Origin of the sequence: Streptomyces sp. RKND-216 (genome assembly GCF_004795255.1) — a bacterium.
In the GTDB taxonomy this organism is placed as follows: Bacteria; Actinomycetota; Actinomycetes; order Streptomycetales; family Streptomycetaceae; genus Streptomyces; species Streptomyces hazeniae.
On sequence record NZ_SSBQ01000002.1, the window covers coordinates 3,694,519 to 3,719,661 of the forward strand.

Annotated in this window: 22 protein-coding genes; 11 read left to right on the forward strand and 11 right to left on the reverse strand. The window is 72.7% G+C overall.

Annotated elements, in window-relative coordinates:
* Window positions 1-33 precede the first annotated feature (33 nt).
* On the forward strand, window positions 34-714 hold the full coding sequence (locus tag E4198_RS16510) for a response regulator transcription factor (RefSeq protein ID WP_136183838.1): 681 nt from the start codon (window positions 34-36) through the stop codon (window positions 712-714).
* 12 nt (window positions 715-726) lie between these two features.
* Window positions 727-1,989, forward strand: coding sequence for an ATP-binding protein (locus E4198_RS16515; RefSeq protein WP_136183839.1), 1,263 nt, complete (start codon window positions 727-729; stop codon window positions 1,987-1,989).
* On the opposite strand, the gene E4198_RS16520 is transcribed toward E4198_RS16515, so the two are convergent.
* The gene (locus E4198_RS16520) at window positions 1,927-2,574 is read right to left on the reverse strand and encodes a GtrA family protein (RefSeq protein ID WP_210732839.1); all 648 of its coding nucleotides are present in this window, start codon (window positions 2,572-2,574) and stop codon (window positions 1,927-1,929) included. The two genes, E4198_RS16515 and E4198_RS16520, sit on opposite strands and share 63 nt — an antisense overlap.
* 366 nt (window positions 2,575-2,940) lie before the next feature.
* Between E4198_RS16520 and E4198_RS16525 the strand changes: the two genes are divergently transcribed.
* From E4198_RS16525 to E4198_RS16535, 3 genes are read left to right on the forward strand one after another with little or no spacing between them, the layout of a single operon-like run.
* On the forward strand, window positions 2,941-4,080 hold the full coding sequence (locus tag E4198_RS16525; RefSeq protein WP_136183840.1) for a 5-(carboxyamino)imidazole ribonucleotide synthase: 1,140 nt from the start codon (window positions 2,941-2,943) through the stop codon (window positions 4,078-4,080).
* A gap of 56 nt (window positions 4,081-4,136) precedes the next feature.
* Window positions 4,137-4,646: a 5-(carboxyamino)imidazole ribonucleotide mutase gene (gene purE / locus E4198_RS16530; RefSeq protein ID WP_136185431.1), complete on the forward strand. Its 510-nt coding sequence runs from the start codon at window positions 4,137-4,139 to the stop codon at window positions 4,644-4,646.
* Window positions 4,643-5,839: a dipeptidase gene (locus E4198_RS16535; protein WP_136183841.1), complete on the forward strand. Its 1,197-nt coding sequence runs from the start codon at window positions 4,643-4,645 to the stop codon at window positions 5,837-5,839. The genes purE and E4198_RS16535 overlap by 4 nt, the downstream gene beginning before the upstream one ends.
* A gap of 77 nt (window positions 5,840-5,916) precedes the next feature.
* Here E4198_RS16535 and E4198_RS16540 read toward each other — a convergent pair whose 3' ends face one another.
* The gene (locus E4198_RS16540) at window positions 5,917-6,588 is read right to left on the reverse strand and encodes a DUF5701 family protein (protein ID WP_136183842.1); all 672 of its coding nucleotides are present in this window, start codon (window positions 6,586-6,588) and stop codon (window positions 5,917-5,919) included.
* A gap of 135 nt (window positions 6,589-6,723) precedes the next feature.
* Between E4198_RS16540 and E4198_RS16545 the strand changes: the two genes are divergently transcribed.
* On the forward strand, window positions 6,724-7,398 hold the full coding sequence (locus tag E4198_RS16545) for a TetR/AcrR family transcriptional regulator (protein ID WP_136183843.1): 675 nt from the start codon (window positions 6,724-6,726) through the stop codon (window positions 7,396-7,398).
* Between the two features lie 25 nt (window positions 7,399-7,423).
* Here the strand turns inward: E4198_RS16545 and E4198_RS16550 are convergent, their stop codons facing one another.
* Together E4198_RS16550 and E4198_RS16555 are read right to left on the reverse strand one after the other, a co-directional pair.
* A complete protein-coding gene (locus E4198_RS16550; RefSeq protein WP_311675567.1) occupies window positions 7,424-7,912 on the reverse strand; it encodes an anthrone oxygenase family protein in 489 nt (162 codons plus the stop codon).
* Window positions 7,913-8,125: 213 nt separating this feature from the next.
* Window positions 8,126-9,286: an acyl-CoA dehydrogenase family protein gene (locus E4198_RS16555; RefSeq protein WP_136183844.1), complete on the reverse strand. Its 1,161-nt coding sequence runs from the start codon at window positions 9,284-9,286 to the stop codon at window positions 8,126-8,128.
* Between the two features lie 147 nt (window positions 9,287-9,433).
* On the opposite strand from E4198_RS16555, the gene E4198_RS16560 reads away from it, so the two are divergent.
* Window positions 9,434-10,789, forward strand: a complete 1,356-nt coding sequence (locus tag E4198_RS16560; protein WP_136183845.1) for a UDP-glucose/GDP-mannose dehydrogenase family protein — start codon at window positions 9,434-9,436, stop codon at window positions 10,787-10,789.
* Between the two features lie 92 nt (window positions 10,790-10,881).
* Here E4198_RS16560 and E4198_RS16565 read toward each other — a convergent pair whose 3' ends face one another.
* Window positions 10,882-11,487, reverse strand: a complete 606-nt coding sequence (locus E4198_RS16565) for a CGNR zinc finger domain-containing protein (protein WP_136183846.1) — start codon at window positions 11,485-11,487, stop codon at window positions 10,882-10,884.
* Window positions 11,488-11,585: 98 nt separating this feature from the next.
* Here E4198_RS16565 and E4198_RS16570 point away from each other — a divergent pair, with 98 nt between their 5' ends.
* The gene (locus E4198_RS16570; protein ID WP_136183847.1) at window positions 11,586-11,960 is read left to right on the forward strand and encodes a VOC family protein; all 375 of its coding nucleotides are present in this window, start codon (window positions 11,586-11,588) and stop codon (window positions 11,958-11,960) included.
* 185 nt (window positions 11,961-12,145) lie between these two features.
* Here the strand turns inward: E4198_RS16570 and E4198_RS16575 are convergent, their stop codons facing one another.
* A complete protein-coding gene (locus E4198_RS16575; RefSeq protein ID WP_136183848.1) occupies window positions 12,146-13,393 on the reverse strand; it encodes an LCP family protein in 1,248 nt (415 codons plus the stop codon).
* A gap of 128 nt (window positions 13,394-13,521) precedes the next feature.
* Between E4198_RS16575 and E4198_RS16580 the strand changes: the two genes are divergently transcribed.
* Complete coding sequence (locus tag E4198_RS16580) at window positions 13,522-14,073, forward strand: acyl-CoA thioesterase (protein ID WP_136183849.1); 552 nt, start codon at window positions 13,522-13,524, stop codon at window positions 14,071-14,073.
* Window positions 14,074-14,121: 48 nt separating this feature from the next.
* Here the strand turns inward: E4198_RS16580 and E4198_RS16585 are convergent, their stop codons facing one another.
* On the reverse strand, window positions 14,122-15,135 hold the full coding sequence (locus E4198_RS16585) for a mechanosensitive ion channel family protein (protein ID WP_136183850.1): 1,014 nt from the start codon (window positions 15,133-15,135) through the stop codon (window positions 14,122-14,124).
* Between the two features lie 204 nt (window positions 15,136-15,339).
* Between E4198_RS16585 and E4198_RS16590 the strand changes: the two genes are divergently transcribed.
* Entirely contained in the window at window positions 15,340-18,165 is a 2,826-nt protein-coding gene (locus tag E4198_RS16590; protein ID WP_168711455.1) for a hypothetical protein, read from the forward strand.
* Window positions 18,166-18,201: 36 nt separating this feature from the next.
* On the opposite strand, the gene E4198_RS16595 is transcribed toward E4198_RS16590, so the two are convergent.
* Entirely contained in the window at window positions 18,202-19,764 is a 1,563-nt protein-coding gene (locus E4198_RS16595; RefSeq protein ID WP_348771306.1) for an LCP family protein, read from the reverse strand.
* 157 nt (window positions 19,765-19,921) lie between these two features.
* Between E4198_RS16595 and E4198_RS16600 the strand changes: the two genes are divergently transcribed.
* Complete coding sequence (locus E4198_RS16600) at window positions 19,922-20,947, forward strand: glycosyltransferase family 2 protein (protein WP_281727990.1); 1,026 nt, start codon at window positions 19,922-19,924, stop codon at window positions 20,945-20,947.
* A 67-nt stretch (window positions 20,948-21,014) separates the two neighbouring features.
* Here E4198_RS16600 and E4198_RS16605 read toward each other — a convergent pair whose 3' ends face one another.
* The 3 genes from E4198_RS16605 to E4198_RS16615 all read right to left on the reverse strand — a co-directional run bounded on the left by E4198_RS16605 (window position 21,015) and on the right by E4198_RS16615 (window position 25,120).
* On the reverse strand, window positions 21,015-21,443 hold the full coding sequence (locus E4198_RS16605) for a hypothetical protein (protein ID WP_136183852.1): 429 nt from the start codon (window positions 21,441-21,443) through the stop codon (window positions 21,015-21,017).
* A gap of 133 nt (window positions 21,444-21,576) precedes the next feature.
* Complete coding sequence (locus tag E4198_RS16610) at window positions 21,577-23,292, reverse strand: LCP family protein (protein ID WP_247597716.1); 1,716 nt, start codon at window positions 23,290-23,292, stop codon at window positions 21,577-21,579.
* 70 nt (window positions 23,293-23,362) lie between these two features.
* The gene (locus tag E4198_RS16615; protein WP_136183853.1) at window positions 23,363-25,120 is read right to left on the reverse strand and encodes an LCP family protein; all 1,758 of its coding nucleotides are present in this window, start codon (window positions 25,118-25,120) and stop codon (window positions 23,363-23,365) included.
* Window positions 25,121-25,143 lie beyond the last annotated feature (23 nt).

Below are 25,143 nucleotides of genomic sequence, written 5' to 3' on the forward strand. Positions count from 1 at the left end.
CACCCCCTGTGCTGCGAGGACTACCATCGGGCCATGACCCGTGTACTGCTCGCCGAGGATGACGCGTCCATCTCGGAACCGCTGGCCAGAGCCCTGCGCCGGGAGGGATACGAGGTCGAGGTCAGGGAGGACGGCCCCGGCGCCCTGGAAGCCGGGCTGCGCGACGCCATCGACCTGGTCGTGCTGGACCTGGGCCTGCCCGGCATGGACGGCCTGGAGGTCTGCCGGCGGCTGCGCAACGAGGGCCACGCGTTCCCTGTGCTGGTCCTCACCGCACGGGCCGACGAGGTGGACACGGTCGTCGGCCTCGACGCGGGCGCCGACGACTACGTCACCAAGCCCTTCCGCCTCGCCGAGCTGCTCGCCCGGGTCCGCGCCCTGCTGCGCCGGGGCGCCGCCACCGAGGCCGCCGCCCCGCCCGCCACGCACGGCGTACGCATCGACGCCGAGTCGCACCGCGCGTGGATGGGCGAGGAGGAACTTCACCTCACCGCCAAGGAGTTCGACCTGCTGCGGGTGCTGGTGCGGGACGCGGGCCGGGTCGTCACCCGCGACCAGCTGATGCGCGAGGTCTGGGACACCACCTGGTGGTCGTCGACCAAGACCCTCGACATGCACATCTCCTGGCTGCGCAAGAAGCTCGGCGACGACGCCGCCAACCCGCGCTTCATCGCCACCGTGCGCGGGGTCGGCTTCCGTTTCGAGAAGAGCTGAGCCCTCCACCCCATGCGCCGCCGTCTGATCCAGTCAACCCTCGCCGTGGTGCTCGTGGTCCTCGCCGTCTTCGGCGTCTCCCTGGTGGTGGTGGAGTCCCGCACCATCGAGGAGAGCGCCGAGGAGAGCGTCCGTTCCGAGGCCGTGCGCCTGGTGTCCGTGGTGGAGAGCAGGCTGGTCAACGAGGAGCCCGTCACCGAGGAGACGCTGCGCACCACGGTCGAGGGCGACCGCTACATCCGCGTCGAGGTGCCCGGCCGCCCGCCCATCGTCTTCGGTGACAAGCCCGAGGACGACGTCATCGAGGCGCGGCAGGCCGGTGCCCAGGGGGAGACCGTCGTCGTCCAGCAGTCCGAGGGCGCGGTGCGCGCGGAGGTGGGCCGCACCCTGCTGATCATCCTCGCCGTCACGCTGCTCGCGATCGTCGCCGCCGCGATCCTCGCCGTACGGCAGGCGCACCGCGTCGCCGCCCCGCTCACCGACCTCGCCGAGACCGCCGAACGCCTCGGCTCCGGCGATCCCCGGCCCCGGCACCGCCGGTACGGCGTGCCGGAACTGGACCGGGTCGCCGACGTGCTCGACGCCAGCGCCGAACGCATCGGCCGCATGATCACCGCCGAGCGGCGTCTCGCCGCCGACGCCTCCCACCAGCTCCGCACTCCGCTCACCGCCCTGTCGATGCGGCTGGAGGAGATCATCGCCACCGCCGACACCGACGACCCCGAGGAACGGGTCACGGTGAAGGAGGAGGCGACCATCGCGCTGGCGCAGGTCGAACGCCTCACCGACGTCGTGCAGCGGCTCCTCACCAACTCCCGCGACCCCCGCTCCGGCTCCGCCGTCGCCTTCGACCTCGACGAGGTCGTCAAGCAGCAGACGGAGGAGTGGAAGCCCGCTTACCGCGTCGACGGCCGGGCGATCGTACGCTCCGGCAAAACGGGGCTGCGGGTCGTCGGCACCCCGGGAGCGGTGGCCCAGGTGCTGGCCACCTGCATCGAGAACGCACTGATGCACGGCGGCGGCACGGTCGCGCTGCGCACCCGCGTCACCGGCAACCAGGTCGTCGTGGAGGTCACCGACGAAGGGCCGGGCGTCGACCCGACGCTCGGCTCGCGAGTCTTCGAACGCACCGTCAGCGGCCACAACTCCACCGGGCTGGGCCTCGCCGTCGCACGCGACCTCGCCGAGGCCGACGGCGGACGGCTGGAGCTGCTACAGCTGCACCCGCCGGTCTTCGCCCTCTTCCTGAGCCGTGACGCGGATCAGCCGGTCTGACACCGTCACGGCGGCGCCCGGGTCCGGCGCCGCGGGGGCCGCTCGGGTCTGGAGGGGGACGCCGGCCTGCGTCGGCGCCTGCGCCGGGCCGGATGGGTCGAGCGGGTCGGTCGAGGGGGCCGTCCCGCCCGTGGGAGCCGACCGTGCGCCGGCCCGATGGCGGAAGACCCAGGTGCGGTAGGACCAGAACCGGAACACGGTGCCCAGGCCGAGCCCGATCACGTTCTTGGCGACGTTGTCCGCCAGCGGCGAGGTGAAGTCCAGGCCGTAGTGGGACAACGCCAGCACGCCGTTCTCGATCACCAGGCCGACGCCGCTGAAGAAGAGGAACAGCGACAGCTCCCGCTGCACGCGGCTCTTGTCGGCGTGCCGGTACGTCCAGTAGCGGTTGCCGACGTAGTTGGTGCCGATCGCCACCGCCGTGGCGATCACCCCGGAGCGTACGGTCGCCAGGTCCAGCACCCGTATGCACAGGTTGAAGGCGACGACGTTCACCAGCACGCCGAAAGCGCCGACGGTGCCGAACTTTGCGAGTTCGCGGGCGAGCCCCCGCAGGCGTGCCGAGACGCCGCGCCCTTCACTCATAGCGATCGCTCGGTCCCCGTTTCTGGTCGGCTCCTCCGTGGAGGCGTTCGCCGCCTCATGCTAACCAGGACCCCCAACGCGGGCATCGTCCTCGAGTACTACGGCAAGCCCCGCCCGGGCCGACGACGCGACCCGCCGGGAGGGCGCCGGCCGTCAGGCCCGGACGGAGACCGGGAAGAGCCGCTCACCGCCGAGGTGTCCTCGGCCGCACCCCGCACCGGACGCAAGGGCGGAGGGCGTGTCCACCCCGCCTCGTGACGCACGTCGCCCGGCGACCGACGGGAGTGCGCCGACGACGCTGCGCGATCCTGCCTGCGAGGGGAGGGGCGACGGCCGGGCCGGGCGGCGGCGGATAGGCTGGAGACCGTGACGTTCCCCGTAGTCGGCATGGTCGGCGGCGGACAGCTCGCCCGTATGACACACGAGGCCGGCATCCCCCTCGGCATCAGATTCAGGCTCCTCTCCGACACCCCGCAGGACTCCGCGGCCCAGGTGGTGAGCGACGTCGTCGTCGGCGACTACCGCGACCTGGACACGCTGCGCGCCTTCGCCCGCGGGTGTGACGTGGTCACCTTCGACCACGAGCACGTGCCTACCGCGCACCTGCGCGCCCTGGAGGCGGAGGGCATCCCCGTACGCCCCGGTCCGGACGCGCTGGTGCACGCCCAGGACAAGGGCGTCATGCGGGCCCGGCTCGACGCGATCGGCGTGCCCTGCCCGCGGCACCGCATCGTCGCCGACCCGGCCGACGTGGCGGCCTTCGCCGCCGAGGGATCGGGCTTCCCGGTGGTGCTGAAGACCGTGCGCGGGGGCTACGACGGCAAGGGCGTGTGGGTCGTGGACGGCGCCGACGAGGCCGCCGAGCCGTTCCGCGCCGGCGTTCCGGTGCTCGCCGAGGAGAAGGTCGACTTCGCGCGCGAACTGGCCGCGAACGTCGTGCGCTCCCCGCACGGCCAAGCCGTCGCCTACCCCGTCGTGGAGTCGGTGCAGGTCAACGGGGTCTGCGACACCGTGATCGCGCCCGCGCCCGGCCTCGACCCCGAACGGGCCTGGGCCGCCCAGGAACTCGCCCTGAAGGTCGCCGCCGAACTCGGCGTCGTCGGCCACCTCGCGGTGGAGCTCTTCGAGACCCGCGACGGCCGCATCCTCGTCAACGAGCTGGCCATGCGCCCGCACAACTCCGGCCACTGGACCATGGACGGCGCCGTCACCTCGCAGTTCGCCAACCACGTGCGCGCGGTGCTGGACCTGCCGCTCGGCGACCCGCGGCCGCGCGCCGACTGGACCGTCATGGCCAACGTGCTCGGCGGCGACTACCCCGACATGTACACCGCGTACCTGCACTGCATGGCCCGCGATCCGCAGCTCAAGATCCACATGTACGGCAAGGACGTGAAGCCCGGCCGCAAGGTCGGCCACGTCAACACCTACGGCGACGACCTGGCCGACGTACGCGAACGCGCCGCCCACGCCGCCGGCTACCTGCGAGGGACGATCCAGGAGTGACCCCACCCGCCACCCCGTCCGCCTCCCGGCCCGGCGCACCCGTCGTCGGCATCGTCATGGGCTCGGACTCCGACTGGCCCGTGATGGAAGCCGCCGCCAAGGCCCTCGACGAGTTCGAGGTCCCCTACGAGGTGGACGTCGTCTCCGCGCACCGCATGCCGCGCGAGATGGTCCGCTACGGCGAGGAGGCCGCCGGCCGCGGCCTGAAAGCGATCATCGCCGGGGCCGGCGGCGCCGCCCACCTGCCCGGCATGCTCGCCTCCCTCACCCCGCTCCCGGTCGTCGGCGTGCCCGTGCCGCTGAAGTACCTGGACGGCATGGACTCGCTGCTGTCCATCGTGCAGATGCCGGCCGGGATCCCCGTCGCCACCGTCTCCGTCGGCGGCGCCCGCAACGCAGGGCTGCTCGCCGTCCGCATGCTCGCCGCACAGGACCCGGACCTGCGGGAACGGATGACCTCCTTCCTGGACGACCTCAACGAGCAGGCCACCGAGAAGGGCCGGCGGCTGCGTGCCAAGGTCGCGGCCGCCGAGGACGGCTTCGGCTTCGGAGGGGGAGCCCGATGAACGACGCCGCCGCACACCTCGACCGGGCGCGGGCCCTGCTCGCCGAACACCCCGTCGTGGACGGTCACAACGACCTGCCCTGGGCGCTGCGCGAGCAGGTCGCCTACGACATCGACCGGCGCGACATCGCCGGCGACACCTCCGCCCACCTGCACACCGACATCCCGCGACTGCGGGCCGGAGGCGTCGGCGCGCAGTTCTGGTCGGTGTACGTGCGCACCGACCTCACCGGAGACGCCGCCGTCAGCGCCACCCTCGAACAGATCGACGTCGTACGGCAGCTGCTCGACCGCTATCCCGGCGACCTCGCGTTCGCGGGTACCGCCGACGAGATGGAGGCCGCGCGGGCGCAGGGGCGCATCGCGTCGCTGATGGGCGCCGAGGGCGGCCACTCCATCGGCAACTCCCTCGCCACGCTGCGCGCGTTCCACGAGCTGGGCGTCCGCTACATGACGCTCACCCACAACGACACCATCGACTGGGCCGACTCCGCGACGGACGACCCGCGCCACGACGGCCTCTCCCGCTTCGGCGAGGAGGTCGTCCGCGAGATGAACCGCTGCGGCATGCTCGTCGACCTCTCCCACGTCGCCGCCACCACGATGCGCCACGCGCTGCGCGTCACCGAGGCGCCGGTGATCTTCTCGCACTCCTCCTCCCGGGCCGTCTGCGACCACCCGCGCAACATCCCCGACGACGTGCTGGAACTGCTGCCGCGCAACGGCGGCGTGGCGATGGCCACCTTCGTGCCCAAGTTCGTGCTGCCGGAGGCCGTCGCCTGGACGCGGGCCGCCGACGAGAACATGCGCGCCCATGGCCTGCACCACCTCGATCTCAGCGCCGAGGGCAAGAAGGTCCAGCGCGCCTTCGAGGAGGCCAACCCGCGCCCGGTCGCCACCCCGTCGACCGTGGCCGACCACCTCGACCACATGCGCGAGGTCGCCGGCATCGACCACATCGGCATCGGCGGCGACTACGACGGCACCGCGTTCACGCCCTCCGGCCTGGACGACGTCGCCGGCTACCCCCACCTGATCGCGGAGCTGCTGCGCCGCGGCTGGTCCGACGCCGACCTGGCCAAGCTGACCTGGTCCAACGCGGTCCGCGTACTCCGCGATGCCGAGGCCGTCGCCGCGGACCTGAGGACCCGTCGCGGGCCCTCCATCGCGACGCTCCAGCAGCTCGACGGCTGAACCGCCTCCGCCCGGGACCCCGGCGCCGCCCTGTCAGGAGGGCGGTGCCGGGGTCCTCCGGTGTGCGGCGCGGTCGCTCAGCCTGCCGAGCGCGCACCGGCGGAGGCCATGCCCAGCCAGGTGTGCGGGTTGCCCTCCCAGCACCAGCCCAGCTTCGGTGCCCTCCTGCTGATCCAGAGGGCCGGTACGCGGCGGTCGCCGCACCGCGAGCCGCCCAGGGAGAAGCACTTGTTCTTCGCCAGCACCTCGGGGAAGTGCGTGACGAGGGCGACGCCCTCCTCGATGGTGAGCGGCGTCCGCTTCCGCTCCGCGACGGTCTTCATCGCCTCGCCGGGCACGACGCCGCAGAACTCCTCCCCGCGCTCGACGTCGAGCAGCAGGTAGACATCGCCGTCCGGCAGTTCGATCTCCTCGGGGGCGACGAAACGCTCCAGGGAGCCCGGCTCGAAGGAGTGGTCCACGAACCCGGGGAGGCGACCGCGATGCAGGGTGGTGCGCGGCATCGTCTCCTCGATCGGGGCCGCGCCCCGCGTGACGACCAGGAGGAACGGTATAAGTCCGCCGGCGATGTCACGGAGGCCGGTCGTCGCCGTGGCCCGGTCGCGCAGCGGGGCGACGGCGGCGGCGAACGCCTCCGGGCCCACGCCCGCCAGGGACGGGTACCCGCGGTCGATCAGGGTGCGGACCTGCCGGTCGAACTCGGCGGCGCGGTCGAAGGGTGTCTCGCCGGTCTCCGGTGTCTCGGTCAAAGGCGTTCCTTCCGGGGTGGTGGGGCCGGCGGTGAAGTCAGCGATGGAGGGACATAGCGTAGTCCGAAGGTAAATTTACGACGGTGGTAAGGAGTGTGTCAAGGAAAAAGTAGGCTCGGGGTAGTATTTCCGTCCATGGGAATCGAGTCGACCACCGCCACGGGCAGCACGACACAGGCCGTTGCGGCTCCCGGCCTGCGCGAGGCCAAGAAGCGCGAGACGCGGCAGCTGATCTCCGACCGGGCCACCGTTCTCTTCATCGAGCAGGGCTTCGAGCGCACCACCATCGCCGAGATCGCCGACGCCGCCCGCGTGGCGAAGAAGACGGTCACCAACTACTTCCCGTACAAGGAGGATCTGGCCTTCGACCACCAGGAGGAGTTCGTCGGAGCCCTGGCCCGCACCGTCGCCGCCCGCGCGCCCGGGGAGACCGCCCTCGCGGCACTGCGGCGGACCTTCCTGGCCGCCGTCGCCGCGCAGGACCCCGTCGCCGGCTTCGCCGGGTTCGAGTTCACCCGCATGATCGCGGACAGTGCCACCCTGACGACCTGCCTGCGCGGCCTTCACGACCAGCGCGAGCACCGGCTCGCCGCCGCCCTCGCCGATGCCACCGGCGTCTCCGCCGACGCCATCACGCCGCGCACCGCAGCCGCCCTGCTCGGCGGCGTCCACCGCGTGCTGTTCGACCGCATCATGGCCCTCACGCTCGCCGGGCGCACCAACCCGGAGATCGCCGCCGTCCTCCACGACGAGGCCGAACGCGCCTTCGCCCTCCTCGCTCCCGCTCTCGACGCCTACGCCCCCGCCTGACCGCGTCCCCCTCGCCTCGGCGCTCTCAGCCCTGGCCGCCGTGGACGACGAGGGCCCAGGCGAGGCAGCCGAGGGAGGCGATGCCGAGCAGGGTGCGGGCGTGGTTCCAGCGGACCCAGCGACGTTCGAACGCCTGCCGCGCGCCCGTCGGTTCGTCCGGCGCCGCGGCGTCCAGATCGTTGTTCAGCGGCACGTTCACGCGGAAGGTGATCGCGAGGGTGAACGCGTAGAGGAGGAAGGCGGCGAGCGTCCAGAACGACACGCGCGTCGTCTCGCCGCCGAGATGCAGCACGCCCGCGACGAGCACCACGACGGGCGCGCCCGCGAACGCCAGGCCGAACCAGCCGTTGAGGATCTTGCGGTTGACCGCCCGCATGGCCTCGGTGAACGTACGGTCGTCGCACGCGCCGAGCCCCGGCATCACCGCGATGGAGAACGCGAAGTAGAGCCCGGCCATCACACCTGTGAGCAGCGTCGCCGCGACCAGCGCGACCCCCTGCCAGACCTCCAGCACGGCACCCTCCTCGCGGCTTCCCGGCCCTCGACCTCCGTCGCTCGAGTCAAGCCGAATCCGCACGTGAGCGCCACCGATACCGAGGAGAATGTGCCGGCGACCCGACGCAGACGCGATCACCGCACGCCGCCGGGCGGTCGACGGGCCCGGTCGGGCGGGGCGCCACGCGGGACGCCCCCGCCGGGGGCGGGGGCGTCCGGGAAGAGGCGCAGGTCAGGGCAGGTTGCGGGCCATGACGATGCGCTGGACCTGGTTGGTGCCCTCGTAGATCTGGGTGATCTTCGCGTCGCGCATCATGCGCTCCAGCGGGTAGTCGCGGGTGTAGCCGTAACCGCCGAGGAGCTGGACCGCGTCGGTGGTGATCTCCATCGCGGCGTCGGAGGCGTAGCACTTGGCCGCGGCGCCGAAGAACGTCAGGTCGGCGTCCACCCGTTCGGACTTCGCGGCGGCCGCGTACGTCAGCTGGCGGGCGGCCTCCAGCTTCATGGCCATGTCGGCCAGCATGAACTGCACGCCCTGGAAGTCGCCGATCGGCTTGCCGAACTGCTTGCGTTCCCTGACGTAGCCCTTGGCGTAGTCCAGGGCGCCCTGGGCGATGCCGAGGGCCTGGGCGGCGATGGTGATGCGAGTGTGGTCGAGGGTCTTCATCGCCGTGGCGAAGCCGGTGCCCTCGTCGCCGATCATGCGGTCGGCGGGGACGCGCACGTTGTCGAGGTAGACCTCGCGGGTGGGGGAGCCCTTGATGCCGAGTTTCTTCTCCGGGGCGCCGAAGGAGACGCCCTCGTCGTTCTTCTCGATCACGAAGGCCGATATGCCGCCGCGGGTCTTCTTCTCCGCGTCCGTCACGGCCATGACCGTGTAGAACTCGGAGACGCCGGCGTTGGTGATCCAGCGCTTGACGCCGTTCAGGACGTAGTGGTCTCCGTCACGTACCGCGCGGGTCTTCATGCCGCCCGCGTCGGAGCCGGCGTCGGGCTCGCTGAGGCAGTAGGAGAACATCGCGTCGCCCTTGGCCAGCGGCGTCATGTACCTCTTCTTCAGCTCCTCGGATCCGGAGAGGATCACCGGGAGCGAGCCCAGCTTGTTGACCGCCGGGATCAGGGAGGACGAGGCGCAGGCGCGCGCGACCTCCTCGATGACGATGACGGTCGCCAGGGCGTCCGCGCCCGCACCGCCGTACGCCTCCGGGACGTGCACGGCGTGCAGGTCGTTCGCCACGAGGGCGTCGAGCGCTTCCTGGGGGAAGCGGGCCTCCTCGTCCACCGCCGTCGCGAATGGCGCGATCTTGGCCTCGACGAGTGCGCGCACCGAGTCGCGGAGCATGTCGTGCTCCTCGGCCGGCCGGTAGAGGTCGAAGTCGGGGACTCCTGCCACGGTGTCTCACTCCCGGGATGCTAATGACCGTTAAGTAACACGGATTCTAGGCGCTTTTCTCGCCGAGCCCACGTGAGCTACCTCTCCGGGTATCCCTAGATATGCTGCGGGCACCCCACCGTTTCGCCCCGTCGTCCAGGAGTAGCCATGGCCCACCAGGCCCCGCCCAGGATCACCGTGATCGGCACCGGCTACCTCGGTGCGACCCACGCCGCCGCGATGGCCGATCTCGGCTTCGAGGTGCTGGGACTGGACGTGCTGCCCGAGAAGATCGAGATGCTCTCGCGCGGCGAGGTGCCGATGTACGAGCCGGGCCTGGAGGACTTGCTGCGGCGGCACGTGGCCGGTCTCGAGGGCGCCAGCGGGCGGCTTCGCTTCACCACCTCCTACGAGGAGGTCGCCGACTTCGGCGACGTGCACTTCGTCTGCGTGAACACCCCGCAGCGGCACGGCGAGTACGCCGCCGACATGAGCTACGTGGACTCGGCGATCGAGTCGCTCGCGCCGCTGCTGCGCCGCCGGGCGCTGGTGGTCGGCAAGTCCACCGTGCCGGTGGGCAGCGCGGACCGGCTCGCCGCGCGCCTCGCGGAGCTGTCGCCGGCCGGGGAGGGCGAGGTCGAGCTGGCCTGGAACCCGGAGTTCCTGCGCGAGGGGTTCGCCGTCGACGACACGCTGCACCCGGACCGCATCGTGGTCGGCGTCCGCAGCGAGCGAGCGGAGGCCCTGCTGCGCGAGGTGTACGCGAAGCCGATCGCCGAGGGTTCGCCGTTCGTGGTCACGGACTTCCCGACCGCCGAGCTGGTGAAGGCCGCGGCGAACTCCTTCCTCGCCACGAAGATCTCCTTCATCAACGCGATGGCCGAGGTGTGCGAGGCCGCCGACGGCGACGTGGTGAAGCTGGCCGAGGCCATCGGCCACGACGAGCGGATCGGGCGCAAGTTCCTGCGCGCCGGTATCGGCTTCGGCGGCGGCTGCCTGCCGAAGGACCTGCGGGCGTTCATGGCCCGCGCCGGTGAGCTGGGCGCCGACCAGGCACTGACCTTCCTGCGCGAGATCGACTCGATCAACATGCGGCGCAGGGGTCACATGGTCGAGCTGGCCCGGGAGGCCGTCGGCGGCGGGCTGCTCGGCAAGCGGGTCGCGGTGCTCGGCGCCACCTTCAAGCCGGACTCCGACGACGTGCGGGACTCGCCCGCGCTGAACGTCGCAGGTCAGCTTCACCTCCAGGGTGCGCAGGTGACCGTCTACGACCCGAAGGGCATGGAGAACGCCCGCCGCCTCTTCCCGACGCTCGGGTACGCGGACAGCGCCCTGGCGGCGGTGCGCGGGGCGGACGTGGTGCTGCACCTGACGGAGTGGCGCGAGTTCGGCGAGCTGGACCCGGCGGTGCTGGCGGACGCGGTGGCGGAACGGCGCATCCTGGACGGCCGCAACACCCTGGACGCCGCGCTGTGGCGGAAGGCCGGCTGGACGTTCCGCGCACTGGGCCGGCCGACGGCCTGAGCCCGGCGGCGGCTCCCGCCTCCGGCCGACGCGCCGGCGCCTGCCGACGAACACGCGGGCGCACGCTGGTGCGCCCCGGCCGGGTCAGCGGATCACGGCGGGACCTCGGACCTCGGGTCCGGTGAGCCCGTGCCGTGCGACGGGCCGGCGGAGCCCGTACGACGGCGGTCGCGGTAGGCGCGCATCTTCGCGCGGCTGCCGCAGAGCTGCATGGAGCACCAGCGGCCCCGGCCGGCCGGGCTGCGGTCGTAGAAGGCCCACAGGCAGTCCTCGGCCTCGCACGCCTTGAGGCGCTGCCAGCTGCCGTCGGCCGCCGCGGCGGCGATGTCCGCCGCGATGCGGGAGGTGAAGAGCGCGGCGCCGGCGAGCCCCGGGGCGGGGCGCAGGCGCGCACCTCCGTCGGCGGTGACGGCGAGCACCAGCGGTGCGTCCGCCAGCATCGCGTCCAGCGTGCGTGAGGTCGCCTCGGGCAGGTCGCAGCCCGCGTGGGCGAGGCACGCCGCGCGCAGCGCCTCGCGGAGTTCCCGCAGTGCGGGCAGGTCGCCGGCGGCCAGGCGCATCCCCCGCAGGCCGTGTGCGGCGACGAACTCCTCAAGGCCGTCGGGGCGGTCGAACGCGTCGCGGTCGCCCTCGATGTCCCAGGTGTTGACCAGGTCCTGCACCAGAGCGAGCTGCTGCGGCGCTCTGCGGTCTCCCATGCTTGCCAGGTTACCCATCAGCGGCCATCATGAGGTAACCGCGTTACTGCTAGCACGCTATTGGCGGTAACCATCGTGCCTACAGGGAGGAGCCCGTCATGGCCGTCGCCACCATGGGCGTCACCGTGCTCGACTGTCCGGACCCCAAGGCGCTCGCCGAGTTCTACGGCGCGGTGCTGGGCTGGCAGGTGGATGTGGGGGACGAGCCGGACTGGGTCGAGCTGATCGGGCCGCACGGCCGGACGCTCGCGTTCCAGGAGGCGCCGGGCCACGTTCCGCCGCAGTGGCCGGGCAACGAGCACCCACAGCAGTTCCACCTCGATCTGGACGTGACGAAGGACCGCCTGGACGAGGCGGAGCGGCAGGTGCTCGCGCTGGGCGCACGGCTCCTCGAGGGGGACGGCGGCGGCAAGCGTGACTGGCGCGTCTACGCCGATCCCGCCGGCCACCCCTTCTGCCTCTGCGCCTGCTGACGGAGTCCGGCGCCCGCCGCGACGCCCGGCCCCGGCGGGAACACCGGGTCCTGCCGCCGCCGCAGCACGAGACGACCTCCGCCTGGGCCTGCCGCCTCGGGGCCTGTTGCGCCCTCAGCATGCGGCGGCGGGTGCGACCCCGCTCCTCGGAGTCGCACCCGCCGGGCACCGCGTGGCGGTACGGGTCACTGGCCGCCTTCGACCGTGACCTTCGCGCCGGAGTTCATCTGCTCCACCAACTGCTCGACGCGCGCCATGTCCCACCTGAGCGAGCCGCCGGGCGCGGATCCGCTGAGCGGCATGTTCAGGGACTTGCCCTCGCCGCCGCTGACGCTCTTCATGGCCCAGAACATCTCCGCCAGGTCGAACAGGCTCATGTCCTTGTCGACCTTGAGAGTGTCCAGCCCGGCGCCCATCGTGGGGTACAGCCTGAACGGGTTGAGGACCGTGGACGGTGTCGCCGTCTGGCTGGCCAGCGCGGAGAGGAACTTCTGCTGGTTCTTGGTCCGCTCCAGGTCGCTGCCCGCCTCGTAGCGGTTGCGGACGAAGGCGAGGGCCTGCTTGCCGTCGAGGGTCTGCTTGCCGGCCTTGAAGTCGGCGCCGGAGTTCTTGTCCTTGATGTCGCGGGGGATGTCCATCTCGACGCCGCCGACCGCGTCCACGATCTTGGCGAAGCCGCCGAAGCCGATCTCCGCGTAGTGGTCGATCTTGAGGCCGGTGTTGTACTCCACCGTGCGCGTCAGCAGCGTGGGACCGTCCATCGAGTAGGACGCGTTCAGCTTGCTCTGCCCCGGCGAGGCGAACTCCTTGCCGCTCTCGGAGCCGGTGAATTCCGGGATGGTGACGTAGGAGTCGCGGGGGAGCGAGACCAGCGTGTTCCCCTCCGGCCCGACGTGCAGGATCATCATGGTGTCCGTGCGGCCGCCGTCGGTCGGGCCGCCGGTGTGCAGCTCCTTCATCTCCTCCTCGGTCAGCCCCTCGCGGCTGTCCGAGCCGACGATCAGGTACGTCGTCCCCTCGCCGTCCTCCGGCCGATCCTGGACTATGCCCAGGTCCACCTCGCGGCGCAGCTTGGAGTCGGCCCAGAAGTAGGTGCCGACCGACCACACCAGCAGCACCACGACGACGGTCACCAGGATGCGCTTGAAGCGGGTGCCGGCGGACGCGCGCGGGCGGCCGGGCTCGGGGGCTCCCACGTAGCCGCCGCGGTCGCCGCCGCCCCGTCCGCCGTAGACCTGGCCCTGGCTGTAGCCGGAGTCGTGGACCGACCCGTCCCCGTACCCGTCGTCATACCGCGGCCCGCCCTGCGGCGGCACGGTCGGGGGACGCCGGACGTGCGGCATGGCGCGGGCGCCCTCCGGCTCGGAGGCGGCGGAGCCGCGCCCGTACCGGTCGCGAGGTTCGTCGATCCATCCGTCGGGCCACTGGTTCATGCACGGCAGTGTGCCCGGCCCCGTGGCCGCCGCACAGGGCGGGGTCGGAATCGGGGCGGGGCTGTAGCAGACCTGTCGAAAAACCGGGGGTGCGGGGTCCCGATTCGTCCCGGCCTAAAGTGGCCGTCATGACCGAACAGGCATCCGCCGGTGCGGACGGCGCCCTCCCGGGCAAGCCGACCGCCGCCGCACGCACCACCCTCAGCCAGATCATGACCGCGGCCGACACCAACCTGCTGGGCACCGTCCACGGCGGGGTGATCATGAAGTTCGTCGACGACGCGGCGGGCGCGGTCGCCGGACGGCACTCGGGCGGGCCGGCGGTCACCGCATCGATGGACGAGATGGTCTTCCTCAACCCCGTGCACGTCGGCGACCTGGTGCACGTGAAGGCGCAGGTCAACTGGACCGGCCGGTCCTCCATGGAGGTCGGGGTGCGGGTACTGGCCGAGCGGTGGAACGAGTCCACCCCGGCGGTTCAGGTGGGCAGCGCCTACCTGGTGTTCGCCGCGGTCGACGAGAACGGCAGGCCGCGCCCCGTCCCGCAGGTCGTGCCGGAGACGGAGCAGGACAAGCGCCGCTACCAGGAGGCGCAGATCCGGCGCACCCACCGGCTCGCGCGCCGCCGCGCCATCAAGGAGCTGCGCGAGAAGCGTGCCGCGGAGGGGCTCGACGACTGACGGCGGCGGCCGTCCCCGGCGGAGCCGGGGAGGCGCGGTGCGGATCGCTCAGCGCGTCACGGCGGCGGCGTCCCGGCCCTTCGGCACGGCGGCGCGGGCGTCCTCGTGCCGCATCCACACCGTGCGCTGCGGGAACGGGATCTCCACGCCCGCCGCGTCCAGGTTGTCCTTGACCCGGCGGCGCATCTCGCGGGTGACGCCCCACTGCTTCAGCGGCCGCGTCTTCACGGCCATCCGCACCACGACGGAGTCCGCGTCCAGCGACTGCACGCCCCACACGGATGGCTCCTCCAGCAGCAGCGCGCCCTGCTCCGGGTCCTCGTGCAGCTCGCGGCCGGTGCGCTCCAGCACCTCGTACACGGTGTCCAGGTTGGAGTCGTACGCCACGCCGACGTCGAGGACGGCACGCGCCCAGTCCTGGCTGTCGTTCTTCACGCGCCGGATCTCGCCGTTGCGGATGTGCCACAGGCCACCGGTCAGGTCACGGACCTGGGTGAGTCGCAGGCCCACGTGCTCCACCTCACCGATCGCCTCGCCGAGGTCGACGGTGTCACCGACGCCGTACTGGTCCTCGACCATGATCAGCAGGCCGGAGAGGTAGTCGGCCACCAGGCTCTGCGCGCCGAAGCCGATGGCCAGACCCACGACACCGGCGCTGGCCAGCAGCGGGCCGAGCGCGATGCCGACCTCGCCGAGCACCATGGCCAGCGCCATGATGCCGATCACCACGGTCACGATGCTGCTGAGCACCGCGCCGATGGTCCTGGCACGCTGCTCGCGGCGCTCGCGCGCCCGCCCGGCGTCGCGCTGGAGCACGGCGGGCCCGCGGCCGTTGCGGCGCGGTGTGCCGTCCTCCTCCCCCTTCGGGGGCTGGAGGATGCGGGCGACGACGCGGGCGATGGCCCGCTTGGCGAGGGCGCGGACGAGGAGGGCGCCGAGGATGATCGCCAGAATGCTGGCGGCGCCGGCGATGATCGCCTCGCCGTTGTCCCGGAGCCAGCCCGGCACCTCCAGCGCCAGAACGTTCGTGCTGCTGAGGGTGTGTGAGGTGGGCGCTTCCACGGGAGGCTCTCCACTCCGTCGTCGGATGGCCGATCGGTCAGAGCATCCGAACGTACTCGGGGGCTTCTCCCGAGGTCAAAGGCGCGGTGCAGGCCGGCAACACCCCGGCGAAGTCTTCGCGGCGGCTGCGCACGGCGTACTCATCCGTGGTCTGAGTACCCCGACGGATTCCGCCCGCGCGCCCGGCGCGGGAACCTGCCGCGTATGACGAACCGCACGCCGAACGCTCCCTGCCCGGACTGCGGGCGGCCGCTGCCCGCCCCGGCCGCGTCCGCGGCGAACTGCCCGCACTGCGGGCTGCCCGTCACCGGACCGGTCTTCGGCCGCGTGCGGTGGGTCGAGGGCGAGCTGCACCGTCTCGACCACCAGCGCGGCACGCTGCTCGCGGAGCGGCGGCGGCTGCTGGGCGAGCTGCGCGCCAAGGCGGCCCGGGCCACGGCGAACGGACCGCAGTCCGACGGTCCGCCGGGCTTCGGCCCGCCCGCGTACGGCCCCGCGGGGTTCGGCCCGCCTGCCGCTTTCGGGCCGCCCCGGCACGGCGCCGTGCCGCCGTCCGGGCCCGGCAGAGAGACCTCGCCGGGCACCGCCCGCAACGTGCTGCTGGCCCTCGGCGGCGTTCTGCTCACCGTCGCCGCCCTCGCCTTCACGCTCTTCAGCTGGGGCGAGATGGGCATCGGCGGCCGGGCCGCCGTTCTCGCCACCGTGACCCTCGCCGCCGTCGCCGGCCCCGTCCTCCTGCTGCGCCGCACCCTGAACGCCACCGCCGAAGCGGTGGGCTGGGTGGCCCTGGTGCTGCTGCTCCTCGACGCCTACGCGCTCCGGCAGGTCCGGCTCCAGCACACCGAGGCCCTCGCCTACACGGCGACCGCCGTCGCGGTCGTCGCCGGTCTGTGGGCGGTGTACGGCACCCTCGTGCCCCGGCCGGGGCTGCGCGGGCCGGTACCGGCCGCGGTCGTGCTCGCTCAGTTGCCGGTGCCGCTGTGGGCCGGCGCGGCGGGTGCCGGGCTGCACGGCACGGCATGGGCCCTGCTTGCCACGGCCGCCGCTGACACGCTGCTCGCGGTCGCGCCGTGGACGGGCGCCAGGCGCCCGTCGCAGGCGGTGCGTGTCACCGCCTCGGTCACGGCGCTGCTCACCGGCATACCGGCCCTCCTGCTCGCCGGGTGGCTGTCGCTGGCCGCGCAGGACCCGGCGAGCGCCGTGGAGGCGGGCGCGCTGCTGCTCGCCGCGGCAGCCGTGCTGCTCTCCGCCGGGTGGCGGCGGCGCACCTACGCGGTGGCGCTGGGCTGCGCGGCCGGACTGCTCGCCGTCGCGGCCACCGGTGGACTGGTGCGCACGCTCGTGCCGTCCGTCACCTGGGTGGCCCCGGGCTACCTGCTGTGCGCCGTGCTGCTCGCGGCGGTCGTGCCCGGCGTACGGAGGCGGGGGAAGACCGGCGTCGCCGCGGAACCGAGGAGGTCGCCGCGGGCGGGCCTGCTCCTCGCCGCGGCCGGGGTCCATGCCTGTGCGCTGCTGTACGCGGCCCCGCCCCTGGCGTACGCGCTGTTCGCGCCGCTGGGGTGGGCGGAGTCTCCGTGGCGGGGAGTGCCCCGGGACGCGAGCGCTTTCGACGCCCACTGGACCGGCGACGCCGGAACCGTGGTGGTCCTCGGGGTCTGCGCCTCGGTCCTGGCGGTCGCGGGCCGGGTGTCCGTACCGGTGCCGGTGCCGGACGGGGTGCGGCGTGCGGCCGCCCTCGGTGCGCTCGTCCTGGGTGCGGCGGGCGTCGCCGTCGCGCCGACGGCTCTGGACCTGCCCTACGCGGCGGTGCGCGTGGTGCTCGTGGCGCTGGTCGTGGCCCTGCTCGGCCTCGCCGCTACCGGCACGGGGGACCGGTTGAGCGCCGCCACCGCCCTCGGCGCGGCGGTCGTGACCTCGCTGACCGCGCTCGGCTGGGCCCTGACGGACCGCACGGCCACGCTGGTGACGCTGCCCGTGCTGAGTGCCGCCTTCACGGCCGCCGCGGTCCTGTCGGCGCGGCGGCACACCGCCCGGCCGACGCGGGACGGCGTGTCCGTCCCGCCGGGCGGCGCCGTTTCGCCGAGCGCCCCGAGCGCAGGGGCCCGTCCCGGGGGCGGCTTCGCCACCGAGGTCGCCGTGGCCGCGCTGTGCGCGGCGGTGGCCGTGCTGTACGCGGCCGGTTTCGCGTGGGCGGTGCCCGTCGCCCTGGACGTCCCGCACGAGCGGGCGGCCTTCGCCGTGTTCGCCTTCGCGGCAGTCGCCGCCTGGGTGGCCGCTCGCCTGGCCCGCCCGACCACCGGCACCAGCACCGGTACCGGCACCAGCACCGGTACCGGCACCGCCGCCGTGCCCTCCGGCTTCCTCGCGCCGGGGGCCGTCGTGTCGCTGGCCGTGGAAGGCGCCGGATACGTCGTCGCCGGCTGGTCGTTGCTGCCGGCCGCCGCAGACGCGTCGCTGCTCGCCCTGGCGCTCGCCCTGTGCGGCGTGCTGGCCGGGTGCGTCGCGGTGCGCGAGGACCGCCGTCCTGCGGCGTACGTCGCGACCGCGTTGTTCCTGCTGGCCACGTGGGTGCGGCTGTACGCCTCCGACGTGGAGGTGCCCGAGGCGTACACCCTGCCCCCGGCCGTCGCCGCGCTGGCCATGGGCCTGCTGCGGCTCCGCGCCCAGCCGGGCCTGTCCTCGTGGGCGGCCTACGCCCCCGCCCTGACCCTCGCGCTGCTGCCCAGCCTGGTCGCCCTGCTCGGCGACCCGCACGGGCTGCGCCCGCTGCTGCTCGGCATCGGCGCGCTGGCCGTGACGCTGCTCGGTGCCCGGTTCCGCCTTCAGGCGCCGCTGCTGCTCGGCGGTGCCGCGCTCGCGCTCGTCGCCGCGCACGAGCTCGCGCCGTATCTGGCGCAGGCCGTCGGCCTCCTCCCGCGCTGGCTGCCGCCCGCCGTCGCCGGGCTGCTGCTGCTCGCCGTCGGGGCCACGTACGAACAGCGCCTCCGGGACGCGCGCCGTCTGCACGCCGCCTGGCGCCGCCTCGGCTGACGCTTCCGCGTCCCCAACCTTACGAGTCGCCTGCGACTAGTCGCAGGCGACTTCGTCGCCGGTGACGGCCTCGAAGCCCTTGCCCTGGTCGCCGTCGTGTTTCTCCGCCGCGAACGGGTCGGCCGCCCGGACCGGGTGCACCTCGGCGAACCCCTTCCCCAGCGTGACCTCCATCAGAGGCCCGCGTCCCGGCTCCGCACGGAGTTTCGCGTCGGGGAAGGCCGCGGCGACCGTCCGCACCGAGCGGTCCCAGCGCGGGTCGTACGCGATCACCGTCCGCCGTACGTCCTGCGTCTCGGCGTTGCGCGGCAGCCCGGTGGTGCGGAAACCCGTCTCCCGCAGGGCCGTGTCGGCGCGTCCGGCCAGACCGGACCGGGTGGTGCCGTTCTGCACCTGGACCCGGACCTGTGCAGGCGGCACGTCCACGAGGGTGGGTTCGGCCCGCCGTCCGGTCGTGCCGCCGCCACCGGGATTGCCGCTGCCGCCGGCGTTCTTCGCGGTGTCGTGCCCGGCCAGCGGCCTGTCCTGACGGACGGCCTCGAACAGCCGGGCCGCCTTCTTCTCGTTCCACCGCACGGTCGAGCCGACGCCCTCGACGGCGTGGCTCGGGTCCGCGACGGGCACCGACACGAACTCCGACGCGGAGGGGGTGAAGCCTCGCATGGCCTCCGCGAGGGCCAGCATCTCGTCGGTGCCGAAGTTCCGGTCGGCGCGCACCGACTCCAGCATCGTGGAGGTCACCTTGCTCAGCTGTACCGGGCTGGTCAGCACGCCGTTGCTGGTCGCCTTCTCGATGACGGCGGCGATGAACCGCTGCTGACGGTGCATCCGCCCGAAGTCCGAGCCGCCGTCCACGTGCCGGGCCCGGACGTAACTCAGCGCCTCGCCGCCGTCCAGCGTGGACGTACCGGCGGGCAGGTCGAGGCCGGAGTAGGAGTCCTGCAGCGGGCGCACGGTGCACACCTTGATGCCGCCGAGCACGTCCACGGTCTTCACGAAGCTGGTGAAGTCGACCTCCAGGTAGTGGTCGATGTGCACGTCGGTCAGCTTTTCCACGGCCCGCACGGTCAGATGCGGGCCGCCGTGCGCATAGGCCGAGTTGATCTTCGCGGGGAGCGCGTCGTGGCGCTCCTTCGTCCGGCCGTCGGTGTGCGGGGGCAGCTCCACGTACGAGTCGCGCGGGATGCTGACCACACTGAGCCGGTCGCGGTCCTCCGAGACGTGCACCAGCATCAGGGTGTCCGTGCAGTCGCACGAGGCGCCGCCCAGCTTGTACCGGTCACGTTGCCGCTCGCTCAGCTCGTGCCGGTCGTCGACGCCGACGACGAGGAAGTTGAGGCCGTTGCCGGTGGACTCCGGCCGGTCGGTGAGACCGGCGAACGCGTTGATGCGGTTCACCCCGCCCTCCAGCCCGTTCACCACCAGGTGTCCGACGCCGCTGGTCAGCAGCACCAGCGCGGAGCCGCCGACCGCGACGCGGATCCCCCAGCGCGCGCGCCCTCTGCCCCGCCGCCGGCCCAGGGAGGCGTCCCCCGGGCCCGACGGGCCCTGGGGGAGGTCGGCGTCGCGGCGGGAGCGGGGACGGGGGGACAGGGGCAAGCGGCACCTCCACGGCGGACGACCCGGACGTATCGGCGTCGTGACCGGGACTGTAGGCACGTATGACCGGCCCGACCGGGTCACACGCCGCGCCGCGGCCCCCCGGGCACCCGGCTGGCGTGCGGGCGTGTCCCTCGTTCGCGGTAACGTGGCCGCCGTGAATCCCCGTGTTTCCCCCGCCGTGTCCGTGATCATGCCCGTCCTCGACGAGGAGCGGCACCTGCGCGACTCCGTGCGCCACATCCTCGGCCAGGAGTACGACGGCGAGCTGGAGGTCGTCATCGCCCTCGGCCCGTCCACGGACCGCACGGACGAGATCGCCGCGGAACTGGTCGCCGAGGACGCGCGGGTGAAGACGGTCCCGAACCCCACCGGCCGCACGCCCGCGGCACTCAACGCCGCGATCCGGGCGTCCCGGCACCCCGTCGTGGTGCGGGTCGACGGACACGGCATGCTCTCCCCGGACTACATCGCCACCGCCGTGCGGCTGCTGGCGGAGACCGGCGCCGCCAACGTCGGCGGTCTCATGCACGCCGAGGGCGAGAACGCCTGGGAGCAGGCCGTCGCCGCCGCGATGACCGCGAGGATCGGCGTCGGCAACGCCGCCTTCCACACCGGCGGCGAGGCGGGCGAGGCCGAGACGGTCTACCTGGGGGTCTTCCGCCGCGAGGTGCTGGAGCAGCAGGGCGGCTACAACGAGGAGTTCGTCCGGGCGCAGGACTGGGAGCTGAACTTCCGCATCCGGGAGGCCGGCGGGCGCATCTGGTTCTCGCCCGAGCTGCGCGTCTCCTACCGGCCGCGGCCGAACGTGCGGGCGCTGGCGCTGCAGTACCGCAACTACGGGCGCTGGCGGCACGTCGTCGCCCGCTACCACGCCGGCTCCATCAACCTCCGCTACCTCGCGCCGCCCACCGCACTCTGCGCCATCGCCGCCGGGCTCGTCGCGGGCGCGACGCTCACCCCGTGGGCGTTCGCCGTGCCCGCCGGCTACCTCGCCGCCATCACGGCCGGCTCCGTCCCGGCCGGGCGCGGGCTGCCGCTCGCCGCCCGGGTACGCATCCCGGTGGCGCTGGCGACCATGCACATGTCGTGGGGCTGGGGCTTCCTCACCAGCCCGCGCAAGCTCGCGCGCCGCGTCATCGCCTCCCGCCGCCCCGCCCCCACGGCGACCACGCCGCGCTGACCGGAACCAGCGACGCGACGACGCCCCCGCCGACCGGCGGGGGCGTCGTCATGGGCGGGCGCGCACGTCACCCGCAGTGGAACCAGCCGGACGGCGGGACGTGGTCCTGCACGATGTTGCTGCCGGAGAAGTTCCACATCGCCGTCTCCACGGCGATGCAGCGGTTCTTCCCGTAGAAGCGGTAATTGGCGTAGTAGAGGTAGTGGCCGTCGTCCTCGCCGACGTATCCCGTGGCGTCCGTCCACGCCTGGACCGCGATGCGGGACCGCTTCCCGTAGTAGTCGCCCCGCTTCACGGCCGCCACGCAGTTGTACGTGCCGTCCCAGTACAGGTACGTCGTGGCCACCCGGGTGCCGTTGTGGTAGTTGTTCCAGCTGTCGATCTGCGTGCCGTTGCAGCCGTGGGCGGCCGCCTGCGCGGTGCCCGCCGGTCCCAGAAGCGTCGCCGCCGCGGCGATCGCGAGCGCGGTGAGCACACGTGTCGCGTTCCTGAGCATGCCGAAGTCCCCCCTCGGTCGGAATTCCGTCCGTGCCCGTCGAGCGAGCCCGACGAGGTCGTGCGGGCCCGATCGTTCCACGGCGCGTAAGGCGCGCACAAAGGGTATTCCGGTCACCTTCTGGGCGGCGGAGTCACCAGCGGTAGGGCTCGTACACGGGCATGCACGTCCCGCTGTCGTCGGAGGCGTTGAGGGGGTCGGCGCTGTCGGGGACGGAACCGGCGCCGGGCGCCTCGTAGGAGGTGCCCTCACGCCAGTCGTCGCCCACGACGAGGGTGACGGACTGCACCTGGGACGACGCCTTCACCGCGTCCTCGGGGATGCGGAGTTCCTTCGCCACGGAGAGCGCGTCGGCGCGGGACTGCTCGCCACCCGACTCCGGGTAGGTGAGCGTGGTGTCCGCCTGCGGCTGCGGCGTGGCGACGGTGATGGCCTGGCCGAAGCCCGCCGCCTGGAGCTGCTGCGTGACGCTGCCGGCGCGCCCGCCGACGGCCGGCTCGCCGTCGCTGCCGGTGCCGTTGAGCACCCGCACCGGGATCGCGGAGGCGGTCTGCGCTTCCGGCCCCTGCGACGCCCCGGCGCCCGGCGCCTTCCCGTCGTCGCCCTCCGTGTCCGCCTTCTCGCCGTTTCCGTCCAGCGGCACGTCGTCGCGCAGCATCGCCCAGAGGTGCGAGGCGTCCTCGCCGGGCAGCAGGTGGTTCGGGTTCGACGGGTCCTGGACGGTCGGCATGGTCGCCATCGTGACGCGGTCGGTCGGCACGTTCTGGAACTGGACGCCTACGTTGTAGAGGTCCTTCACCGAGCCGATCTCGTTCGAGACGGTGAGGGCCTTCGTGGCGGACTCCGCCAGGTCCAGGAGCCGTCCGGTGTTGGTGAAGACGTTCTGCGACTTGAGCTTCCGCAGCATCGAGTTGAGGTACATGTGCTGGGCCTTGGCGCGGCCGATGTCGCTGTGGAAGGCGTGCCGGGTGCGCAGCCACTGGAGGGCGGTCTCGCCCTTGATCTCGTGTGTGCCGGCGGTGAGCTTCAGCCCCGATCCGCCGCCCGCGCCTGGCAGCGGCCGGTCCCACACGTTGTGCTCGACGCAGACCTCGACGCCGCCGACCGCGTCGGCCATGGCCACGACGCCCGCGAAGTCGACGGTCACCCAGTGGTGGATGTAGACGCCGGTCAGCTTCTCCCAAGTGGCGAGCGTGCAGCCGGGACCGCCGCGGCCCAGGGTGGTGTTGATCAGCCCGTTGGTCTCCGGGTATGTCTTCCCGGTGTCGGCGTCGCTGCACTCGGGGATGTCCACCCGGGTGTCGCGGGGGATGCTGATCATCGAGGCGTCCGAGCGGTCGGCGGAGATGTGCAGCAGCATCTGGACGTCGGCCAGGGGCTTCTGCCCGACGCTGTCCCTGCTGCCGCCCAGTTCGAGGTTGGCGTCGGAGTTCCGGCTGTCGGAGCCGAGGACGAGGATGTTGAGCGGGGTGTCGCCCTGCGCGTTGGGTCCGGGGGCGGTGAGACCGCTGTCGGAGGCGCTGCGCTCGCCGGTACGGAGGTTGCCGTTCAGGTGCTGGTAGTAGAGGTAACCGCCGCCGGACGTGACGAGGACGAGGACGGCGAGGCCGATGGCGATCCAGCGCAGGGTGCGGCGCCGCGGACGCTTCCGCCCGCCGCCGGATATCTCCCCGGAGTCGTCGCCGGGCTCGCCGGGCTCGCCGGGCTCGCCGGGCTCGTCGTGGTCGCCGCTGCGCGGGTGGGGAGGGCGGTGGGAGTCGTCGTAGAGACCGTCGTCCCAGCCCAGATCGCCGGCCGAGGGCGCATCCGAACGTCTCCTGCTGTGCCGGATGTCGTCCTGCTGCCGCACGAGACCTCTCCGTCCTGATGTGGTGTTGTACGTCCCCTGCCGCCTCCCGGGAGGCGGCAGGGGGTCCGCGCTATCCGGCGCAGAGGGACTTGTCGCCGGCGTTGACGGCGTCCACGGGGGCCTTGTCGGGCGCCTCCAGTTTCACGCCCGGTTCGACGAAGTCCGCGCCGAGCGTGAGGGTCATCCCCTCCTGCGGTCCGGCGTCCCCGGAGGTCTGCTTCAGCGCCGAGGAGGGCAGCCCCATCATCTCCGCCAGGGCGGCGGCCTGAGAGGCCTGGTTCGGGGCGTATTCGAGCGTCGTCTTCTCCAGCTCCTTCGGGGCGTTGCCCGCGTTGGTGGAGAGCGGCACGCCCTGTTCGGTCTGGAGCCAGGTGAGCGTGGTCTGCGCGGACCCGGCCGGGGCGCCGCCGTTGAGCACGTCGACCCGCACCTCGGACGCGGGCGCCTTCTCGACCTTCGACAGGTCGGCGCCCTGGTCCTTCTTCGCCTTCTTCTTGCCCTTGTCGGTCTTCGTCAGGGACTTGTCCTGCTGGACCATGCGGAAGAGCGGCTGGGCCTTGTTCGGGTCCAGTATGACCGTGTTCGGGTCCTCCGGGTTGTCCAGCACCGGCGCGGTGACGAAGCTGATGTTCTTCGTGTCGATCCGACGCAGGTCCTTGGCGAGGGCGATCAGCTTGTCCACCCCGCCGATGCCGTCGTCCACCGTCAGCGACTTGGTGGCCACGTCCGCCAGGTCGAACAGCTTGCCCGGGTCGGTGAGGGTGTCGCTGGACTTCATCTTGCGCACCATGGAACTCAGGAACTGCTGCTGGAGCTTGATCCGGTCCAGGTCGCTGGAGAAGCCGATCGACTTCCTCGTCCGTACGAAGGCCAGGGCCTGTTCGCCCTCGACGACGCTGCGTCCGGCGGGGAGGTCCAGGTGGGACTTGGGGTCCTTGACGGGGTGTTCGAGGCATACCCCGACGCCACCGACGGCAGTGGAGAGTTCCTTCACCGCGTTGAAGTCCGCCAGCATGAAGTGGTTGGGCTGGACGCCCGTCACTTCATGCACCGTGCGCCAGGTGCAGCCCGGGTCCCTGCCGAACTGGCCCAGGCTGGTGTTGAAGCGCACGTTCTGGGTACCGGGGATGATCTTCTTGGAGCCGTCCTCCTGCGTCACCGGGCAGTCGGGGACGTCGACCATCAGGTCGCGCGGGATGGAGAGCACCGTGGCGTTGGAGCGGTCGGCGGAGACGTGGAAGAGCAGCGTGGTGTCGGCGTGGCCGACGCTCTCCGCGTCGCCGTAGCCGTCGTTGCCCTTGCCCTGCCGGGAGTCGGTGCCGATGAGCAGGATGTTCAGCGGGCCGTCGGAGACCGCCGGGTTGTCGATGCCGACGTCGACGGTCGTGAGGTTGCCGTTCAGCCGGTAGTACGTCCAGGCCACGCTCGCGCAGCCGACCAGCAGGAGCATGCCGAGTATGCCTCCGCCCCACTGCAGGGCGCGCTTCTTCCCGGTCGATTTCGGGCGGGGCTTGCGGCGGCTGGCGCGCGGCCCGCCGCCGTCGTCCCCGGAACGGGGGTGCTCGCCGTCGTCCTGCGGGCGGGTGCGGCGGCGTCCGCGCTGCGGCGGTACGTAGCCGTCGGTCGCCGCGCGTTGACGGTCGGTAGGCTTCGTGGAGGAGGACGTTCTCTGGCGTGGCGCCGTCATGCGGTCGCCGTTGCCGTACGTGTGGCGGGAGTTGTCGGCAGCAGGGCCCGACTGCAGTTCGTAGGTGCCGGTGCTCGGGTTGAACACCCACTGGTCTGCGGGGTCGATGTCGCCTGCGTGTCGCCGGCCTTGCGCGTCCACGATTGCGAGTGTCCTCCATTGTG